The 18067-nt window shown below is 65.5% G+C and carries 17 protein-coding genes and 1 pseudogene; 7 read left to right on the forward strand and 11 right to left on the reverse strand.

What is annotated here, in order from left to right; translation table 11 throughout:
- Nucleotides 1-5: 5 nt before the first annotated feature.
- Nucleotides 6-1406, reverse strand: a complete 1401-nt coding sequence (gene leuC / locus FB382_RS12270) for a 3-isopropylmalate dehydratase large subunit (protein WP_182539502.1) — start codon at nt 1404-1406, stop codon at nt 6-8.
- A 99-nt stretch (nt 1407-1505) separates the two neighbouring features.
- Here leuC and FB382_RS12275 point away from each other — a divergent pair, with 99 nt between their 5' ends.
- Nucleotides 1506-2228 carry an IclR family transcriptional regulator gene (locus FB382_RS12275; protein WP_125038842.1) on the forward strand — a complete coding sequence of 241 codons (723 nt, stop codon included), beginning with the start codon at nt 1506-1508 and terminating at the stop codon, nt 2226-2228.
- Between the two features lie 7 nt (nt 2229-2235).
- Here the strand turns inward: FB382_RS12275 and FB382_RS12280 are convergent, their stop codons facing one another.
- Nucleotides 2236-2715 (reverse strand): methylated-DNA--[protein]-cysteine S-methyltransferase, encoded by a 480-nt coding sequence (locus tag FB382_RS12280; RefSeq protein WP_182539504.1) that lies wholly within the window; start codon nt 2713-2715, stop codon nt 2236-2238.
- 1 nt (nt 2716) lies between these two features.
- Nucleotides 2717-4234 carry a DNA-3-methyladenine glycosylase 2 gene (locus FB382_RS12285; RefSeq protein WP_182539506.1) on the reverse strand — a complete coding sequence of 506 codons (1518 nt, stop codon included), beginning with the start codon at nt 4232-4234 and terminating at the stop codon, nt 2717-2719.
- 82 nt (nt 4235-4316) lie between these two features.
- On the opposite strand from FB382_RS12285, the gene FB382_RS12290 reads away from it, so the two are divergent.
- Nucleotides 4317-5405 (forward strand): LCP family glycopolymer transferase, encoded by a 1089-nt coding sequence (locus tag FB382_RS12290; protein WP_182539508.1) that lies wholly within the window; start codon nt 4317-4319, stop codon nt 5403-5405.
- Nucleotides 5406-6025: 620 nt separating this feature from the next.
- Here FB382_RS12290 and FB382_RS12295 read toward each other — a convergent pair.
- Complete coding sequence (locus FB382_RS12295; protein ID WP_182539510.1) at nt 6026-7501, reverse strand: Dyp-type peroxidase; 1476 nt, start codon at nt 7499-7501, stop codon at nt 6026-6028.
- A 128-nt stretch (nt 7502-7629) separates the two neighbouring features.
- On the opposite strand from FB382_RS12295, the gene FB382_RS12300 reads away from it, so the two are divergent.
- On the forward strand, nt 7630-8577 hold the full coding sequence (locus FB382_RS12300; protein WP_182539513.1) for an ImmA/IrrE family metallo-endopeptidase: 948 nt from the start codon (nt 7630-7632) through the stop codon (nt 8575-8577).
- Nucleotides 8578-8582: 5 nt separating this feature from the next.
- Nucleotides 8583-9065: a helix-turn-helix domain-containing protein gene (locus FB382_RS12305; RefSeq protein ID WP_182539515.1), complete on the forward strand. Its 483-nt coding sequence runs from the start codon at nt 8583-8585 to the stop codon at nt 9063-9065.
- Nucleotides 9066-9428: 363 nt separating this feature from the next.
- On the opposite strand, the gene FB382_RS12310 is transcribed toward FB382_RS12305, so the two are convergent.
- From FB382_RS12310 to FB382_RS22570, 6 genes and pseudogenes are all read right to left on the reverse strand, one after another.
- Nucleotides 9429-10043 carry a hypothetical protein gene (locus tag FB382_RS12310; RefSeq protein ID WP_182539517.1) on the reverse strand — a complete coding sequence of 205 codons (615 nt, stop codon included), beginning with the start codon at nt 10041-10043 and terminating at the stop codon, nt 9429-9431.
- A complete protein-coding gene (locus tag FB382_RS12315; protein ID WP_182539520.1) occupies nt 10031-10750 on the reverse strand; it encodes a hypothetical protein in 720 nt (239 codons plus the stop codon). Before FB382_RS12315 ends, FB382_RS12310 begins: the two co-directional genes overlap by 13 nt.
- Nucleotides 10751-11459: 709 nt before the next feature.
- A complete protein-coding gene (locus FB382_RS12320) occupies nt 11460-11963 on the reverse strand; it encodes a sigma-70 family RNA polymerase sigma factor (RefSeq protein ID WP_182539522.1) in 504 nt (167 codons plus the stop codon).
- A 582-nt stretch (nt 11964-12545) separates the two neighbouring features.
- The gene (locus FB382_RS12325; RefSeq protein WP_182539523.1) at nt 12546-12923 is read right to left on the reverse strand and encodes a DUF6188 family protein; all 378 of its coding nucleotides are present in this window, start codon (nt 12921-12923) and stop codon (nt 12546-12548) included.
- A gap of 205 nt (nt 12924-13128) precedes the next feature.
- Nucleotides 13129-13680 (reverse strand): integrase core domain-containing protein, encoded by a 552-nt coding sequence (locus FB382_RS12330; RefSeq protein ID WP_246377172.1) that lies wholly within the window; start codon nt 13678-13680, stop codon nt 13129-13131.
- Nucleotides 13681-14021: 341 nt separating this feature from the next.
- A pseudogene (locus FB382_RS22570) lies at nt 14022-14212 on the reverse strand (transposase); the annotation flags it as partial.
- 86 nt (nt 14213-14298) lie between these two features.
- Between FB382_RS22570 and FB382_RS12335 the strand changes: the two are divergent.
- The 3 genes from FB382_RS12335 (at nt 14299) to FB382_RS12345 (ending at nt 16972) form a co-directional block, all read left to right on the forward strand.
- Nucleotides 14299-14805 (forward strand): SigE family RNA polymerase sigma factor, encoded by a 507-nt coding sequence (locus FB382_RS12335; RefSeq protein ID WP_182541497.1) that lies wholly within the window; start codon nt 14299-14301, stop codon nt 14803-14805.
- An 838-nt stretch (nt 14806-15643) separates the two neighbouring features.
- Nucleotides 15644-16321, forward strand: a complete 678-nt coding sequence (locus FB382_RS12340; protein WP_182539527.1) for a hypothetical protein — start codon at nt 15644-15646, stop codon at nt 16319-16321.
- Nucleotides 16322-16339: 18 nt separating this feature from the next.
- The gene (locus FB382_RS12345) at nt 16340-16972 is read left to right on the forward strand and encodes a hypothetical protein (RefSeq protein WP_182539529.1); all 633 of its coding nucleotides are present in this window, start codon (nt 16340-16342) and stop codon (nt 16970-16972) included.
- 231 nt (nt 16973-17203) lie between these two features.
- On the opposite strand, the gene FB382_RS12350 is transcribed toward FB382_RS12345, so the two are convergent.
- A complete protein-coding gene (locus tag FB382_RS12350) occupies nt 17204-17581 on the reverse strand; it encodes a hypothetical protein (protein ID WP_182539531.1) in 378 nt (125 codons plus the stop codon).
- Nucleotides 17582-18067: the final 486 nt, after the last annotated feature.

The raw sequence follows: 18067 nt of genomic DNA on the forward strand, positions 1-18067 counted from the left end.
CTCCCTCAGTCCAGGTCGGCGGGCGACGAGAGCGTCCCGCGGACGGCGGTGGCGGCGGCGACGGGCACCGAGACGAGGTGCGTGCGACCGCCCTTGCCCTGGCGGCCCTCGAAGTTGCGGTTGGAGGTCGAGGCGCTGCGCTCGCCGGGGGTGAGCTGGTCGGGGTTCATGCCCAGGCACATCGAGCAGCCGGCCCCGCGCCACTCGGCGCCGGCCTCCTTGAAGATCACGTCGAGGCCCTCCTCCTCGGCCTGCAGGCGCACCCGCACCGAGCCGGGCACCACGAGCAGGCGGGTGTCCTTGTCGACCTGCCGGCCCTCGATGATCGAGGCGGCGAGACGGAGGTCCTCGATGCGTCCGTTGGTGCACGAGCCGACGAAGACGGTGTCGACCTTGACCTCGCGCAGCGGGGTGCCGGCCTCGAGGCCCATGTACTCGAGGGCCTTCTCGCAGGCGATCCGGTCCTGGGCGTCCTCGAAGTCCTCGGGAGCCGGGACGTTCGCGCCGAGCGGCACGCCCTGGCCGGGGTTGGTGCCCCAGGTGACAAAGGGGGTCATCGTGCTCGCGTCGAGCACGATCTCCTTGTCGAACTCGGCGTCCTCGTCGGTGACGAGGGTCTTCCAGTGCTCGACCGCGGCGGTCCAGTCGTCGCCCTTCGGCGCCTCCTTGCGGCCCTCGATGTAGTCGAAGGTCGTCTGGTCGGGCGCGATGAGGCCGGCCTTGGCGCCCCACTCGATGCTCATGTTGCACACGGTCATCCGGGCCTCCATCGAGAGCTCCTCGATGGCCTGGCCGCGGTACTCCACGATGTAGCCCTGGCCACCGCCGGTCCCGGTGTGCGCGATCAGGGTGAGCACGAGGTCCTTGGCGGTGACGCCCGCGGGCAGGCTGCCGTTGACGGTCACGGCCATGGTCTTGGGCCGGGCCTGCATGAGCGTCTGGGTGGCGAGCACGTGCTCGACCTCGGAGGTGCCGATGCCGAAGGCGATCGCGCCGAAGGCGCCGTGGGTGCTGGTGTGGCTGTCGCCGCAGACGATGGTCATGCCGGGCTGGGTCAGGCCGAGCTGCGGGCCCACGACGTGGACGATGCCCTGCTCGATGTCGCCGAGCGGGTGGAGGCGTACGCCGAACTCCTCGGCGTTGCGGCGCAGCGTCTCGACCTGGGTGCGCGACACAGGGTCGGCGATCGGCTTGTCCCAGTCGAGGGTGGGGACGTTGTGGTCCTCGGTGGCCAGGGTCAGGTCGGGGCGACGTACGCGACGGCCGGCGAGGCGCAGGCCGTCGAAGGCCTGCGGCGAGGTCACCTCGTGGATGAGGTGGAGGTCGATGAAGAGCAGGTCCGGCTCTCCCTCGGTGGACCGGACGACGTGCTCGTCCCAGACCTTCTCGGACAGGGTCTTGCCCATGCCTGAACTCCCTCTCTGCCAGGTGTGCTGCACTGCGTGGTGACGACGGGTTCCACCCTAACGCTTGCATCCCAAGTTCTGAGACGGCAGTATTGCCATATGGACAACACCAGCGGAGTCGGCGTCCTCGACAAGGCCGCCCTCGTGCTCACCGCCCTCGAGTCCGGTCCGGCCACCCTCGCCGGGCTGGTCGCCGGCACGGGCCTGGCCCGACCGACCGCCCACCGCCTCGCCGTCGCCCTCGAGCACCACCGGCTCGTGGCGCGCGACATGCAGGGCCGCTTCGTCCTCGGGCCGCGGCTGGCCGAGCTCTCCGCCGCCGCCGGCGAGGACCGGCTGCTCGCGACCGCCGGCCCGGTGCTGGCACGGCTGCGCGACATCACCGGTGAGTCGGCCCAGCTGTGGCGCCGCCAGGGCGAGCACCGCGTGTGCGTCGCCGCGGCCGAGCGCCCCTCGGGCCTGCGCGACACCATCCCGGTCGGCTCGCAGCTGACCATGCGCGCCGGCTCGGCCGCCCAGGTGCTGCTCGCGTGGGAGGACCCCGAGCGCATGCACCGCGGCCTCCAGAACGCCGCCTTCTCCGCCGCCGCTCTCTCCGGCATCCGCCGTCGCGGCTGGGCCCAGTCCGTCGGCGAGCGCGAGCAGGGCGTCGCGTCCGTGTCGGCCCCCGTCCGCTCCCCCGGCGGCAAGATCATCGCGGCCGTCTCGGTGTCGGGTCCGCTCGAGCGGCTCTCGCGCCAGCCCGGCCGGATGCACGCCCCCGCCGTCCTTGCCGCCGCCGAGCGGCTCAGCGAGTCGCTGCGGCGGGCTGCGGCGGAGTAGCCCAGCCTCAGAACAACCCGTCGACCTCAAGGTCGAGCAGGGTCTGCTTGCGCTCCAGCCCGCCGGCGTAGCCGGTGAGGGTGCCGTTGGCGCCGATGACGCGGTGGCACGGGATCACGATCGGGATCGGGTTGCGGCCGTTGGCCAGGCCCACGGCGCGGGAGGCCGCGTTGGTCATGCCGAGGCGGTGTGCGATCTCGCCGTAGGACGCGGTCTCGCCGAAGGCGATCCCCTGCAGCTGGCTCCAGACCCGCTGCTGGAAGTCGGTGCCCTCGGGGGCGAGCGGGAGCTCGAACTCCTTGAGGTCGCGGTCGAAGTAGGCCCGCAGCTGACGGACGCACTCCGCGAGGACGGGGTGGTCGTCGGCGCGGTCGCCGCGCACGCGGCCGTCGGGGTCGCGGTAGGGCGTGAACTCGATCGCGGTGATCGCGCCGTCCTTCTCCACGATCCGCAACTCGCCCACGGGTGAGTCCATCAGGGTCCACATGTCAGTTCTCCTTGCCGGTGGCGGTGGTGGTGGGTGCGAGCGTCTGCCAGAGGTGCACCTGGGCGTAGGACCGCCAGGGCGCCCAGCCCTCGGCCAGAGCTGAGGCCCGGGCCGGGTCCTGGCCGAGCCCGCGCAGGGCGTCGCGGATGCCGATGTCGGTCGGCAGGAAGACGTCGGGGTGGCCGAGGGCGCGCAGCGCGATGTAGTCGGCCGTCCACGGCCCGATGCCGGGGATCTCCAGCAGGGCACGGCGTACGTCGTCGCGGTCGGGCCCGCGGTCCAGGGCGAGGTCGCCATCGGCCAGCGCGGCGCACAGGGCGACGAGCGCCCGCCCGCGGGCTCGCGGCATCGGCAGCTCCTCGGGGTCCAGGCCCGCCAGCGTCGCCACATCGGGGAACGTGTGCGTGAGGCCCTCGGGCATCGAGTCCGGGGGCGGTGCGACCGGCCGGCCGTGGGCCGCGGTCAGCCGGGCCGCGACCGTGCGCGCGCCGGCGACGCTGACCTGCTGGCCCAGGACGGCGCGGACGGCGATCTCGTTGCCGTCGACGTGGCCGGGCACGCGCAGCCCGGGGTGGCGACGGACCAGCGGGCCGATGACCGGGTCACCGGCGAACGCGTCGGCCACCGCGACCGGGTCGCAGTCGGCGTCCAGGAGGCGACGGACCCGCTCGACGGCCGCGGCGGTGTCGCGCAGGTCCTCGAGCGCGAAGGCCGCGGTCACGAAGGCCGTCTCCCCCGGCTCGGTGACGTCGGGTATCTCCAGCCGGACCGTGCCGGTGCCGTGCGGGAGCGCGAGGGTCCGGGCGTACCACCCGCCGCCCGCGACCTCGACGCCCGGGATCGCACGCAGGGCAAGGAAGCCGAGCAGCGCGCGCCCGGCGTACGGCGTGCGTACGGCGAGCCGCATCGTCACCGTGCCGGTGGTGACCCCGCCGCCGCGCCGGCCGCGGAGGTCGGTCGGGGTCGAGGCGTAGACCTCGCGGATCGTGTCGTTGAACTGGCGGACGCTGGAGAAGCCGGCCGCGAAGGCGATGTCGGCGTAGCCGAGCTCCGTGGTCTCGATCAGGACCCGGGCCGTCTGGGCACGTCGGGCCCGTGCAAGGGCGAGCGGCCCGGCGCCGAGCTCGGCGCCGAGGATGCGGGTCAGGTGGCGCGGGGTGTAGCCGACGTGGCGGGCCAGCCCCTCCACGCCCTCGCGGTCGACGACGCCGTCGGCGATGAGCCGCATCGCCCGGCCCGCCGCGGTCGCGGCGACGTCCCAGTCGGGGCTGCCCGGCGTGGCGTCGGGCAGGCACCGCTTGCAGGCGCGGTAGCCGGCCGCCTGGGCGGCCGCGGCGCTGGGGTGGAACGTGACGTTCTGGAAGGCCGGGGTCCGGGCCGGACAGGACGGCCGGCAGTAGATTCCGGTCGTGCGGACGGCGGTGTAGAAGACGCCGTCGAAGCGCCGGTCGCGCGACTTCACCGCGCGGTAGCAGGACTCGCGGTCGAGCCGCTCCTCGTGCCGGGTGCTGGTGGACATGGCCCCATCCTCACCCATGACGCCGACAAGTTCTCGCGGGAATCGGACACGGACCCGGAACCCTCCTGACTACGATGCGCGGGTGCCACATCGTCGGCGGGTCCTGCTCGTCATCCTCATCACCCAGCTGGTCGTGGCACTGGTCACCGGGAGCGTGGTGGTGCTCGTCGTGCGGCACCTCGACGGCAACATCGCCGCCGGCCCGGAGATCCACCACCACGCCACCAAGCAGGTGCGACCGGGTCAGCCGCACGAGCCGCTGAACATCCTGGTGATGGGCAGCGACACCCGTGACTGCGCGGGCTGCCACGTCGACGGCGAGGCCGGACTCGGCGGCTCGGACACCACGATCCTGCTGCACGTCGCGGCCGACCGGCGGTCGGCGTACGGCATCTCGATCCCCCGCGACCTGGTCGTCGACCGGCCCGACTGCACGGTCGACGGCAAGCGCGTGCCCGGCGCCACGGACGTGCTCTGGAACGACGCGTACGCCGTCGGCGGGCCCGAGTGCACGGTCGAGCAGGTCGAGTCCGTGTTCGCGCCGATCTACGTCGACGACTACCTGACGATCAACTTCGGCGGCTTCAAGAACATGGTCGACGCGATCGACGGCGTGGACGTCTGCATCCCGCAGCCGCTCGACGACCCGACCTACCTGCACGTGCACTTCGACGCCGGCCGCGACGTCCACCTCGACGGCGCCCAGGCGCTGAGCTACGTCCGGCTGCGGCACGTGCTGAGCGGCACCGACATCGGCCGGATGAAGCGGCAGCAGGCGTTCATCGCGGCCATGGTGGGCAAGGTGTTCTCGGCCGGCACGCTGACCCGGCCGGACCGGCTGCTGGGCTTCGCCGACGCGCTCACGGGGTCGCTGCAGGCGAGCCCCGACCTCGCCGGGGCCGGCGCGCTCGTCGACCTGGCCCGGCAGCTCAAGGACGCCGACGTCGCCCACATCAGGTTCGTCACGATGCCGAACTTCCTCTTCGCGCCGGGGACGGCGGGCTACCCGCACGTCGGCCTGCTGCCGGCGTACGAGCGCCTCGTCCAGCGGGTGCACGAGGACCTGCCGATCGGGAAGTTCGGCCTCGGCTCCGTCACCGCCGGCGGTCCGCGCGCCCATCCCGGTCGGGCCGCTCGCGACGCCGCGGCGGCGGCCGGGATCTGCGCCTGAGAAGAGGTGGTGGAGAACGACGAAGGGCCCGGATCCTGGTGGATCCGGGCCCTTCGTGGGATGTACCCCCGACCGGATTCGAACCGGCGCTACCGCCTTGAGAGAGGGATCGACTTGTCGACGGACGACGTTGGACGTGAGTGAACGTCCAGGTCAGAGCGCAAATGGGTGATGGGTTGTCATTGGTCGACTTTGGCGATTTCCGGACTTCTTGTTGCCCCAGTGTTGCCCGAGCGACAGACGTCCCAGGCCCAGAGTCAAGGGGCTTGAGAGTCGGAGCTTCCTTCTGGATGGCCATGCATCCGGCTTACCCACTTCGTCAGGTCGTCCACGCGCCAGGCGGAGATGATTGCCACGGGACACCCTGGTAGTCGCCGAGGTCCCGATGCACAACAGCGAATCGAGTACCGCTCGCGTCGTGTCGGTCTGCCCGCTGGGTCGGGCCTGAGGTCCGAGCGAGCCACGGCATCCGTGCAGGCTCCAGGGTCAGTCGCCGGCGAGGTCCGCGACGAGGCCCTCATACCGACTACTTGCTGCCTCTTGATGCGCTTTGGATCCGGGACTACCCGGCCGTCGCAGGCAGATGCGGTCCGCCAGGACGGCCGGGTCAGCGTTAGTCGCTACCGGGCGAGGGTCCTCAGGCCCGAAAGCGACGGCGAGAAGAAGTAGCCGCCACCGACAGTGGTGACCCAACGGGCGAAGGTCACCTGGCCATGCGCAGGGACGTTGAAGATACCGTCCGCATTGTCCTGGCTGATGATGGGGTCCTTGCCGTCGCCGGGCATCTGGAAGTCCTCACGGTTGGCCCAGTGGGACTGGACGAACTCGAAGGTGCGTGCGATGGAGGACTGGTAGTTGATGAACAGCAGTCCGCGATCCTGGGAGTCGGGGACGGTCTGGCCGTAGGCCAGTTCACCGGGGGCGAACTCGGGGCCGTAGGTGATGCCGCGTCGGACCATGCGGTGCTTGTCGGAGGTGTCGCCGTCGGCGAGGACGTCCTTGCGGGGGTTCGTCTTGCGGATGTGGGAACCGCGGGGGACGTTGTTGCCGTCGGGGTCGTCGGTGAAGTCGAACGCGTTGATCTTCTCCGCACTCAGGAGCGCCGGGGTCTCTGCGGATGGATCGGTGAGTGCCGGGTCGATGTGGGCGGGGCAGCCGGGGACGCGTTCCATTGGCGCGCCGGAGGGCCAGCGGCCGACGGACTTGGCGGCGAGCTGCTCAGGCGTGAGGCCGATGCCGGGCGCGGCATTCGCCATAGATGTGTTGAACCCGGCGACGTCCTGGCGGAGCTTGCGGTACACGACGAAGCTGCCGTTGCGGGTCCAGTCGGGGAGCGGCTGCGCTGGAGGCGGCACCGGGGTGGGGTTGTACGCCGACGGAGCCGGCGGCGGAATGGTGACGGGCTGCCCGCTGATGTTGCCCTCCGAGTCGGGGTACCCGATGAAGACGTCGCCGGGCGGGATGGTGCCACCCTTGCCCCGCTTGGTGAACTTCTCGATGTCCGGCTGGGAGACACCATCCTTGAACCCGAAGTGCTCGTGCCCGCGGAACGGAGAAGGCCGGGCGTCGCCGTCCTGACGGCCAACGATGGTGACACTGTGGCGGGCGCACACATCCTCGACCTTGGCGCGGCGGGCGTCGAGGTCAGCGAGGTTGTCGCCGGCAAGGACGATGGCAGCATGCGGCTCTGCGCCGCCGGTGAACGGGGCCTGCCACGTGGACGGGTCGGAGGCGCCAACGTCCCCGATCAAGGCGGCGCGGCCGCACATAGAGCTGGCGAACTCCTCGGGGAACGTCTCCAGGCCGGGAGCGCCGACGCACGTCAGGCCGCTGCGGGTGAGCCAGATGTTGACCCAGGTGGACTGCAGCGCGTCGGGGTCGCCGTTGTGGCGGCGGTTCTCACTGAACGCCTCATTGAAGCTGCGGACTTCGAGGCCGTTCGCGAGAGTCGGCTCGATCTCGGCGAGGAAGGCTTTTGCGCTTGCCGCGTCGGTGAAGTTGATGAACAGAAGCCGCTCGTGGTCCTTGAGAAACCCGATGGCGCCTCCCTGGATGTCTCGCAGCTCCTCGGAGGGGCTGAAGCTGGCGTCGGTCATGGCGCGCGTTCCTTTCGGGAGCGACTCGTCAAGGCGTCCGGAGTAACGAACGACTCGTCCGCAACTGCGAACGCTAGAACGTTAGCACGTAGCGTCCGCGATTGCGAACGGGATAGCCTTGATCCAGAATGAACCTGTCGCAGTTGGAGATTGCACGCGCCCTTGCCCCGGGCGTGTCTGACGTTGTGCTCATTGAGCGTCTCGTCGAAGATCTGAGCCGGACGCTCGAGCTCGCTCCTCCAACGCACCTGCACCGTGCGGCGAGCTACCAGCAGATCAAGACCATCCGGTACGACAACATCGGATGGTCCGGGATGCTCGCCCCGGCGGAGGATGGGACGCTCACGATCACCGTCCGATCCTCCGACAGCCCGCACCGTCGGAACTTCACCATCGGCCACGAGATCGTGCACACGCTTCTGCCCGGCTACAGCGTCACCCAGTACCGGCGGCTGGGATGCGGGGGCCAACCGGTAAAGGATGAGGACGACGGGCGTAGCGGTGGCACATCATGGCGGCTGCAGTCGATGAGCAGGCATCTCGAGCGGGTTGCCGACGCTGGAGCGGCCGAGTTGCTCTTGCCGCGCCGCTACGTTGGACCAGAGTTCAATGACTCGGCCTACACGATCGCCTCCGTTCGACGAATCGCGAACGCCTACCACGCCAGTATTGACGCCACTCTGCGGCGTCTGATCAACCTGACCGACCGCCCGGCGATCGTCCTCGACATCCGACGCACAACCGATGCCGATTTCACTCCCCGTACCTCAATTCACCGCGCTTTCAGCAACAGCGCTTGGTGCCCTGTTGCCCCGGCGCAACTTCGAGGGACGCTGCTGGCAGAAAGCCACCCGCTCTGCGAGGTGTTCGCCACGAACAAACTTGACGACGTAGTGGACGTCAGCTTCCTGCCAGCGACGACCCAGAGAGCGTGCGTCTCCGCCGAAACCGATCCCTACATCGACAACGAAGGAAACCTGGTCATGCGTGCCATTGTCCTTGCCACCCCACACCACGCCATGCTGCGACACGAACTCACAGTCAACCCGCCCACCCGACTTGCCCACGCCAGCTGATCGCCATGACCCCCGCTCGTAGCAACGCCACCAGCGTCAAACGTCCATCGGACTCCTATCCGCCCATTCCAGACGGCGTTAGTGCCGAACCCAATGTCGCCGACATCGGCCGCCGAATCAACACCCTTCGGAACGACAAGGATCTCTCCCTCGGCGAGCTCGCCTCGCAAGCCGGCGTCAGTAAGTCCTACCTATCCACGGTCGAGAAGGGGTCCGGGAGCCGGCCAGGAGCCGCAGTGCTACACAAGATCGCCGATGCCCTAGGCATAACCCTCGCCGACCTTGTTGGACGAGAAATCAACGCGGAGCCGCACACCATCCCAGACGAGTTGCGCGAATTCGCCATCGAGAAAAAACTTCATCAGCGTGACATCGACATGCTCGCCGGGATTGCCTTCCGAGGCCAAGCGCCAAAAACCAAGGAACGCTGGGCATACATCTACAACGCGATCAGCATGAGCGCTGCTCTCGACCACATCGACCGTTAAGCGAACACTGCTGGTCCGCCGGCGTGATCGCGATGGTGACGAGTTGGTTGGCAGCTAACGGTCCGCGGGCACGTTGCTTGGCCGCTCGCGGCCCGGGCAGTTCCCTCAGCAACCCGCCGTGGCCGTCACGATGAATAATCAATGCGAATGCCGCTGTCATGAGCGCAGCGGTAGCGAGGGCCATGACCTCGACCTCGACCTGGATCAGGTCGCCACAGCGCTTATCAGCATGGAGTGCTTCCTCTCCGACTACCCACCAAGAAACGGGGGAGGGTCACAAAGTGTGGCCCTCCCCCTGGTGGTAGCTGGTTCCAATCAGTTGGACGCCGACCACTTCGCGGTCGGGGACTAGCGGGCTGCTCTTTAATTCTCAGGGTTAGGGTCGAACTGACCGCCAAGCATGAACGAGCCGTCGTAGGCGTCCACAAAGATGACCATGTTGGTCATGTAGCTCAAACGTTCCGCGGCCGGCGGGTTGGCCTCTTCCGCGTAACGAGGGTCTGCTACGGGAATCAACAGGTCGGCGAACTCGATCGCCCACGAAGCAGTTCCTTCGAATATCGGAAGAATCGCAGATGCCTCCGTGTCCTTGGCTAGCTCGTACCCGTAGGCGTGGGGAGTCACAGAGACCAGTGAGGCGCTGGCGACGACAGCGTTGTCGCTCAGTCCCACGGCATCACGGGCCATCTTCACCGCCTCCTCGACAGACAGCGGAGGCAAGCCCTTGTTGTGGTCGACCTCGGTGTCTCGAGTGGGCCTCACGATGGACGGCCGTGCGGGATCGAAAGCCGTCACCTCAATGAAGCTGTCTTTGGCCAACTGTGACTTGGCTTCACTGGAGAGGGGTGGGTACTCCGAACCCATCTCGGCGACGCGGCCGACGTTGGCGATGCCGGCTGACGCGAGGCCGAGGACAAGTCCCAGGCTGACCACACCAAACCCGATTGTCCGGGCTGCACGCCGAGTCACGGTGTCCATACCATCACTCCCCAACCGCCGCTCGCCGGGTGGAAGGTATTCACCGACCACGCTCCATTCCCCTGGTTTACGGCAGTCATCGATCCAAATGAAGACCAATTGCCGCTTGAATCGGACTTGTCCACATGCGTCCAAATCGTCTTGTCGTTCAGTGTTCCCCAGGTCTGGGTGTCGCGATATCCTGTCTCGTTTTCAAACTGTCCCTGCCAGGACGAATCCCAATAGGATGTGGGATCGTAGTTCGTTTCCAAGTACTGCACACCGTCGGCAAGCATGTGGATGTGACCATCGTCGGAGCGCCAGTTGTTCTTGTAGGTCACTGTGCTCCCTAAAGTTGGAGCTGCGAATATGGCGGTCGTCCAATTGCTTCCGTCACTCTTGCGGTACTGAGCGAACGAGGTAAGCCGCGCATTGGGCAGGTATGAGTTTTGAGTCTCAGTGAGAGTGTCTTTCCCGAAGCCGACCTGGGCATAGTAGTAGGTGCTGTGCGAGGGGTTGTACGCGAAAACCATCGACCAAGCATCGGAAAACTTGCTTGCGTCTGCGGCGCCCGTGCAGATCGTGGGAACGGTTGTTGGAATTTGAATGTCTGCGCGTGCGCCACGCGTGGCAGACGAAAAATCTGTCACACCTCCAGCAAAGTAAAGATTCGCCGTCGCGCAATTGGTGGCTGCCGCAGGTCCGGCCGGTTGCCAGAGGGCCAACATCACAGACGTGAACGCGATTAGAAGCAGTGGCCGCGTCGCACTTCTTGAGTCTAAGATCTTCAAAGTCGCTCCTCCCGAGTCGTTGAACGGCAACGGTTCTCCAAGGCGCTCCCACTTGTCCAGTGCGTCTAGTCCGCCTTGACGACCAGGGTGCGAGGCAGGCCGCCAACGAGCCCGCCGCGGCACCCGTCCAGGCCGGGAGCGCACGCGTTTCCACCAACAATCAGTTCGGCGTGCCCCTGACTGAGGATTAGTCGTCCGTCGGCCCCGACGGAGAGTACGGTCGACGGGCTTGCCGAGAATTGAATCGACTGGGCGCACGGCCCACCCTGCCGGAGATACGCAGCCCGGGATCCATTGAGCGTGACCATGTCAGTACTGGTGCCGGACGGGCCGTACGGATTTAGATCAAAGAATTCCGGACCCTGAACGATGCCGAAGTAAGTTCCCGCGCATGGCCCGGATTCAGTGACGACGGGTGTCCCGCTCGGCGCAATCTGTTGGGTCGGCCTGTGGGTTTGCATAGTTCCCCATACGAAAGAGAACGCGGCGAAAACCATCATCGCAACAGCCAACTCGCTGACCCGTCGGACCCGGAGTCGACGTCGGCCGAGGTGTTCGAGACTTTCCTGTCGCGGCGCCTGGCCAACTGCGATCCCCTCAGACGCCTGTCTCAGCATGTTCCGGACGGCGGGCTCTGTATCCTGGTTCATCTATTCTCCTGGGTGCGAAGCGAGCTGATGGCCGGGTCTTCCAAGAACAGTGCTTGGGCGCGCGCCAGCCGACTTTTAACAGTGCCAATAGGGATGCGCAGCACTGATGCAGTCTGCGCCTCTGAAAGGTCCGCCAATCGACGGAGCGTGAGTATGACGCGCATGTCTGGCGGCAGCCTGGACAGAGCTGAGCGCACGGCCAGGGCGTCGTCAACAGAGTCCGTAAAGGCAGCAGTCGCCGGCTCGCCGATGAAGCGGAGCGACTCTGACTCTTTGCGCCCGTTGCGCCGCGTCCTACGCCATCTGTTGATGACGACGCGATAGACGTAGGCATCAACGTCGCGCGACTTTCGAATCCGGTCCCAAGAGGCCCAACAGTCGGCAAGGGACGTTTGGACCAAGTCCTCTGCGTCTTGTTGAGAACTGCCCAGCAACACAGCGAACCTGCACAAGTTGGTCCATCTCGCCTCGACGTAGTCGTGAAAATCGCCGTGACTCATCCGCCCTCAGTTCCTTGGGTGACTACCAGACTTACAGAGTCCTGAACGCGCGAAAAGGTTCCAGCCCAAGTCGGGGGTTCCAGGGCGTTGGGCATCCCGGCGTATCGGCAACGTCGTAGACCGCGAGCCTCGCCCAGGAGCGGTCGGCTCACCTCAAGAGTCGCCTGGCGACTTCGTCGGATCGGCGGCGCTTGCCGAGTCGGCGCCGCCGCCCCCGAAACGGTGCGGACGGACTTTGAGCGGGGCTGGGCAGCGCTTTCCCAGCTGTCCGGCCCCTCCGATTCTCGGTCCATCTCGTTTGTGAGTGCTCGGATTTTGAGCGTGCTGTTGGAGGTGGTCATGCCGGCTAGGAAGATGTGAACCGCCCTGGGTTCAGCGGAGGCTAGTCTGCCCGGGGTCCGCGGAGTCGTGAATCTTGGGCTCTCATGCCCCAGTGATGATGCGGTTTCGCTCCAACTCCAATCGGCGTGAGCCCGCCGAGTTGGCTGCGACGGCGGCGCCTGTTGTGCCAGATCTCGAGGTATTCGGTTCTCTTCCTCGACGAAGGCGGCGACCAGCCCGCCCGTGCAGAAATCAGGCTGCTCAGTGTCGCGGCCCCCATCGACCAAGCCCCCCGCCCGGCAGGCACACATATGAAGACCCGTCGTCCAAGGTTAGGGACCAAGCCTCGAAGTCGATGTCTGGCAATACGCGCAGGTCGACACCACCCTCAAGTGTGACAACAAGCGAACCGGCATCGGCGTCCACCGCCACTTGCTCGACAATGCGACCCGGCAGAACGCGCTGCAGCTCCTGATCGGTCTCCAGATGCTGCGGGTCGATGACGAGCTGCGGACGATCCGGCTCGGTAAATTCAGAGACCGTTTCTATCCGGACTTCAGCGCCACCGGACAGGCTGAGAGTGATGGCATGTTCGGAGCCGACACTGGCGACGACACGTCCAACGATGTCGATATCCACCACTACCACCCCTCCGGGAGATCGTAGGTGCGATCTGGATTGCGCGGTATGTGGGTCTCCGAGTTGGGCCCCGGCTTCCCGTTGAGTCTGTCCGGCCCCGAAGTTCTGGTCCAGCACTTGTGAGGGTTGCTGGTTGATCCGATCCGGTCCGGGCATCTGGATCGGAAGGTTGCGACTGCTCCACGGGCAGCGTTGGCAGCAACTCTCACTGGCTACCACCACCCACGTCGTACGGCGTCGCTTCCGTGAGCATCTTGGCGTACGCCGCTGGCGTCTGTCCGCCCAAGCTGCGATGCACTCGCCTCGTGTTGTACTTCTCGACCCAGGCGTCGACGACGAACTGGACCTCGAGCACGGAGTGGAAGACCTCGTGGCCGAAGAGCTCGCGCTCCATGGTGCCGTTGAACCGCTCGTTGATGCCGTTCTGCCACGGACTCGCCTTCGCGATGAACACGCCCCGGACCTGCTGCTCCCCGAGCCAGTCCAGCAGCGTGTCGGCGATGAACTCTCGGCCATTGTCGGTCCGGATCAGGGCCGGCTTCCCGTGCTTCTTGAACAGCTCCTCCAAGTGGTGCTTCACGCCCTTCGCGCCGATGCCGCGGGCTGCGTGGGATCCGAGCCCGACCCGAGTGAACTCATCGATGACGTTGAGGACGCGCACCGGCCGGCCCGTCACTGGTGCGGCGCTTGATGAAGTCGTAGGACCCGATGTGGTTGCGATAGCGGGCCGGGAGCCGGCGGGTGCTGTTGGAGTCATGCCCACGCGCCTTCCGACCCGAGGACTTCGCCTTCCGTGGGGGCACTTGCAACCCCTCGCGGCACCACAAACGCTCGATCCGCTTCTTGTTGGCCGGCCAGCCCTCCTCAACCAGGAGGCCTTGGATCATCAGTCGGCAGTGATCACCTGGACGACCGGGAAGATCCGGCGCGCATCCGGTAGCCCCACTCCGGGTCCTCCTCGCTCAACCGGTGCATCCGCTGGACCAGCTTCGCCTCCAGATCCGAGGGCCTCGGCTCGTACCGGTTCGCCGATCGGTGCTGCCCGACCAGCCGACATGCGCGGCGCTCACTGACCTTGTGCTTCCTGATCAGCATCGCCACCGCATCCCGCCGCCGGGCCGGGCTCAGAAGTTTCCCTTCGCCACGTCCTTGAGCATCGACATATCCAACGCCAGCTCGGCAACAATCCGCTTCAGCCGGGCGTTCTCCTGCTCCAGGGTCTTCAACCGGATGGCCTCGTCCTCCTTCAACGCCCCCTACTTGGTGCGCCACCGGTAAAACGCCTGCTCACGCTGTGAGAAAATTTCCTGCACCCACGCGGAACGCCAACCGCGTCCCACCTCGTCGTACATGAGTGAGGAACAGTGAGGCAGGTATGGGTCGGGACCAAGAGTTTTCCGAATATGCCGCCGCGCACTGGAGCGGACTCGTGCGTTCCGCAGTCTCCTTAGGCTGCTCCGTCGATGACGCTCAAGACTTGGCCCAAACGACACTCATACGCTGCTACGTCTCCTGGCGACGCGTTGAGGCGGCGGACGATAGGGAGGGTTATGTGTATCGAATATTACTCAATTGCCTCCGCGACAGCCGCCGGAGACGTTGGTGGGGCGAGCGGCCGTTCGCTGCGCCACCATCTCTAGGGGCCATGCAAGACGAAACAAATTCTGTCGACGTTGCCGACGCGGTCCACCGCGCTCTCGCCGGACTCAAGAATCACAACCGCGAGGTGGTAGTGCTGCGTCATTGCGCTCAGTTGAGCGAAGCGCAAACGGCGGACATCTTGAAAATATCGCCCGGCACTGTGAAGAGCCGCCTCTCGCGTTCACTCGCTCAGCTCGCTAAGAGCAGCCACTTGTCGGACTTCGCGGAAGGACACAAGTAATGAACGGAGACCGCACAGAAACTCTCGGTCGGTTGTGGCGCGATATTCCAACCGGAAACCCGCCGATTGGGGCCATGCTGGAAGTTGGCCGCACCGTACGGAGGCGCAGGCGCGCCGTCGGTGGCAGCGCCATCGCGTTCGCCATGGCGGCGGTTACCGCAGGAGGACTAGGTCTCACCAACGGCGACGAGCGTGGGCGGCACCTGGTCGCGAACGATCCAGCTGCGCATGGACCGCGAAGCCCTGCGGCGGTTGGACTCTGGCAGCTTTCCTCCGCCGATGTCGGCGGAAAGCGGGCGAGCTATGGCGACAATGCTCAGCCACCGACGCTCAGAATCTTGGCTGGAGGAAGGGGGCAGGCCATTGCTGGCTGCACGGTGGTTCAAGTGAGGGTTACGATTTCCCCAAGCGAAGGGTCCATGCGTTTCCAAATCGAATCGGTCGGCAGCATGCTGAGTTGCCCGTTCGGATCGGTCGATCCCACCAGGGGCAGATACCTTGAAGCACTTCATTCCGTCACGCACCTCGTAGCGACAGACAAAACCTTGATCCTGTCCGGTGGAGGCGCCAAGTTGCGGTTCATCTCAACGAACCTTGACGAAGCGAATGGCTCCCCAGCTCAGCCGCTAAGGGGACCCCAGCCGAGCGCAGACCTTCTCAAGACGCGAACCACGACTCTGACCACGACCTGGCACCCGACCGAGCGCGAACAGGGCGAGCTGTGGACGGTCTAACACTGCTGGACGGCCGGCGGTCAATTAGCGCGGCCGACCTCAGCCGCCGTGCAGATGGTCTAGACCCTCCTAGGAAATCGGCGACGGAGTGGCGAACATGAGCCATGGTCAAACGAATTCTCGGGGGTGCGGCCCTCATTATCTGCGGACTAATCGCGTTCCAAGCGGAGGCAGGATTCGCCGAGCAGGCAGCGCGAGGTCGAGATGGAACTTTCGATGCGTATCGAGGCAGCAACAATATTCGCACCGATCCAGCGTATGCACTCACTTATGGCTACGCTCACCCAAATCAGCTGATCTGGAACAACGGAGACTTTGTCGCAGTTGGGACCTATAAGAGCGCCGGAGTGCCCAATACCGGTTGCTCGGACGACTATGACAATCTGTGGAACATCTACACCGACGGCAGCACCAACGGACAGTACTTCTGTCAACTCGAGAACTCAGACGCCATCGCCGCAGGAAATATTCCCCCATTTCAAATCGAATACGGCACATGCGCGGCAGGTGGCAACGGATGGCGACTGTCCATGCAGGGCTTGACCTACAACTGCTACTCGAATGCCCACGGGAACGCGTACACGGCCGCGAGCGGACTCGAAACGACTAACGGCCTCACAACAGACAAGAATCTCGACGTCCGGTTCCTCGACATGCAAGTTCGAGTAAGCGGCTCCTGGGTGGACTTTGGCACCGGCTACAACATTGTGTTGGATCCGAACTACACCGTCACCTCGAACTCATCAACACGATTCGACACCTATCTGGCACCACTCGACTAGGCAACTCGGGAGTCCAATATGAACACCATCCGCAGGCTGACCAACATTGCGTCGGCAGCGACCATCGCCGCGACCCTGACGGCCTGTGGCAGCCAGACGGAAGCTCCACAAGGGCGTGCCTCGGCGATCACCGACGGCTGCTCGCAGACCGTTCCAAAATTGGTCGAGAACCAACAGTTCAGCCCCGCCGAAGCACGCCTCAGTGGCGTACCTCGGTCTGTCGCCATCAAACTCAACCCCGTGGACGACACGACGCGGTCGACCCCGTACTTCCGCACGGCCATCGACGGCATGGCACCAGAAGGTCAAACTCAAGACCTGTCCGGCGTCACCGACGTGTTCTACTCCAAGTCGACGGTGGATGGTTCCCGACCGGGTGACGCACTGCAAGCTGGGGCCGTCGTACTACGCACCTACCCGGAATCGGATAGCGCTCCCTTGTCCGAAGTAATGTTCAAACAGTTTCCAGAGAGAGCTCTTGCGGTCACCGTAGGACAGTTCCAGGCAGCCCTCACTTGGGACGACCCAGACGATACTGGCACTCGCGCGCATCGCATCACGTGGCGCGATGGTCGACAGGACTATGTATTGATTGCCGTTCGGGACCCCGAAGCGATGGTCGCCTTGGCCAGGAGCGTTGTTTGCCCATAATCGACCGCCAGGGCGCTCGGTCGTGTACCTCTTCCTAGCCGGCATGACCACCTCGATCAGCACTCACAACATCCGAGAACTCACAAACGAGACGGACCGAAAGGCGAGGGGCAGACAGAGCGAACCCCGCGGTGGGCCCCCGTGGTGAAAGAACTCCCTCTGGGCTGTTGTGAACCGCCCAGGCATGTCCCCAGATGGTGCGTCCGGAACCCCTGGGGCGGTTTAGGAATCTCATTCATCCAGCTGGATATGGACCGCGTGCTCTAGGAGCAGGCTCGCCAAGTCCGCCAGCTCTTGCCGGTCGAGGACCGGCAGTTCCTTCAGAACCTCGTTCGCCACGTCGAGGGTGAACCATCGCGGTGCGCCCGACTCCATGACGAGCGTGACAACGCATCGCGTGACACCTTCAGACTCTGGCCCGAATACCTTCATGACTGCTTCTCGAATATCGTCAGCGTTGCGAGCCAGCCATTCGGGTCGCCCACGTGCACTTCGGGCATGATCCGACGCCTCTTGGCTGAGGACCCCAATTTCATTGAGGCTCAGACGTCTGATCTCCAGCTTGACGGCGGCCTTCGAGCGGCGTGTGAGTCTCTTCACCACGGCCACCCGTCAAGGAAGATCGGCGTATCCCAGTCGATGTTCGACTGCGGATCATGAACTCGATCCAGTAGTTCTAAGCGACGATGGTTGCCCTCAAGCAGTGCACCATCCCTGCTGACAGTCAAGTATGTGCCGTCTCGGGGTCGCATGACCGAATCCAGAAGCTCCTGATCAGTTCGACGCGACGCTAGACCACCCCTGAGCGGCTCCCGAGCAGTGCCAGGAGCAATGTGCAACAGATCGCGCACAGTCGCGTTCGGCTTGACCTCGGTGACCTGCCCCGAGAAATTGGTCCAGATGATCTGAGAGAACTCGAGGTCGACCAGGTCCTGGGACAGAGCGTCAACTGGTCCAGCGGCAGTGGTGGAAGGCACTCTCATTCACCGCTCTCACTGGCCACTGCCGACGGCGTCGACGGCAGGTTGGCAATGTACGCCGCATAGGCGGCCGGCGTCCGCATCTCCAGTCCGGAGTGGGGCCGTTCGTGGTTGT

Source organism: Nocardioides ginsengisegetis, assembly GCF_014138045.1.
GTDB classification, from domain to species: Bacteria; Actinomycetota; Actinomycetes; order Propionibacteriales; family Nocardioidaceae; genus Nocardioides; species Nocardioides ginsengisegetis.

What these genes read in the sequence shown, in the direction of transcription:
- leuC (WP_182539502.1), bottom strand. Translation starts at nt 1,406, where the DNA reads ATGGGCAAGACCCTGTCCGAGAAGGTCTGGGACGAGCACGTCGTCCGG.
- FB382_RS12275 (WP_125038842.1), top strand. Translation starts at nt 1,506, where the DNA reads ATGGACAACACCAGCGGAGTCGGCGTCCTCGACAAGGCCGCCCTCGTG.
- FB382_RS12280 (WP_182539504.1), bottom strand. Translation starts at nt 2,715, where the DNA reads ATGTGGACCCTGATGGACTCACCCGTGGGCGAGTTGCGGATCGTGGAG.
- FB382_RS12285 (WP_182539506.1), bottom strand. Translation starts at nt 4,234, where the DNA reads ATGTCCACCAGCACCCGGCACGAGGAGCGGCTCGACCGCGAGTCCTGC.
- FB382_RS12295 (WP_182539510.1), bottom strand. Translation starts at nt 7,501, where the DNA reads ATGACCGACGCCAGCTTCAGCCCCTCCGAGGAGCTGCGAGACATCCAG.
- FB382_RS12300 (WP_182539513.1), top strand. Translation starts at nt 7,630, where the DNA reads ATGAACCTGTCGCAGTTGGAGATTGCACGCGCCCTTGCCCCGGGCGTG.
- FB382_RS12305 (WP_182539515.1), top strand. Translation starts at nt 8,583, where the DNA reads ATGACCCCCGCTCGTAGCAACGCCACCAGCGTCAAACGTCCATCGGAC.
- FB382_RS12310 (WP_182539517.1), bottom strand. Translation starts at nt 10,043, where the DNA reads ATGGACACCGTGACTCGGCGTGCAGCCCGGACAATCGGGTTTGGTGTG.
- FB382_RS12315 (WP_182539520.1), bottom strand. Translation starts at nt 10,750, where the DNA reads ATGTTGGCCCTCTGGCAACCGGCCGGACCTGCGGCAGCCACCAATTGC.
- FB382_RS12320 (WP_182539522.1), bottom strand. Translation starts at nt 11,963, where the DNA reads ATGAGTCACGGCGATTTTCACGACTACGTCGAGGCGAGATGGACCAAC.
- FB382_RS12330 (WP_246377172.1), bottom strand. Translation starts at nt 13,680, where the DNA reads ATGACTCCAACAGCACCCGCCGGCTCCCGGCCCGCTATCGCAACCACA.
- FB382_RS12335 (WP_182541497.1), top strand. Translation starts at nt 14,299, where the DNA reads ATGGGTCGGGACCAAGAGTTTTCCGAATATGCCGCCGCGCACTGGAGC.
- FB382_RS12340 (WP_182539527.1), top strand. Translation starts at nt 15,644, where the DNA reads ATGGTCAAACGAATTCTCGGGGGTGCGGCCCTCATTATCTGCGGACTA.
- FB382_RS12345 (WP_182539529.1), top strand. Translation starts at nt 16,340, where the DNA reads ATGAACACCATCCGCAGGCTGACCAACATTGCGTCGGCAGCGACCATC.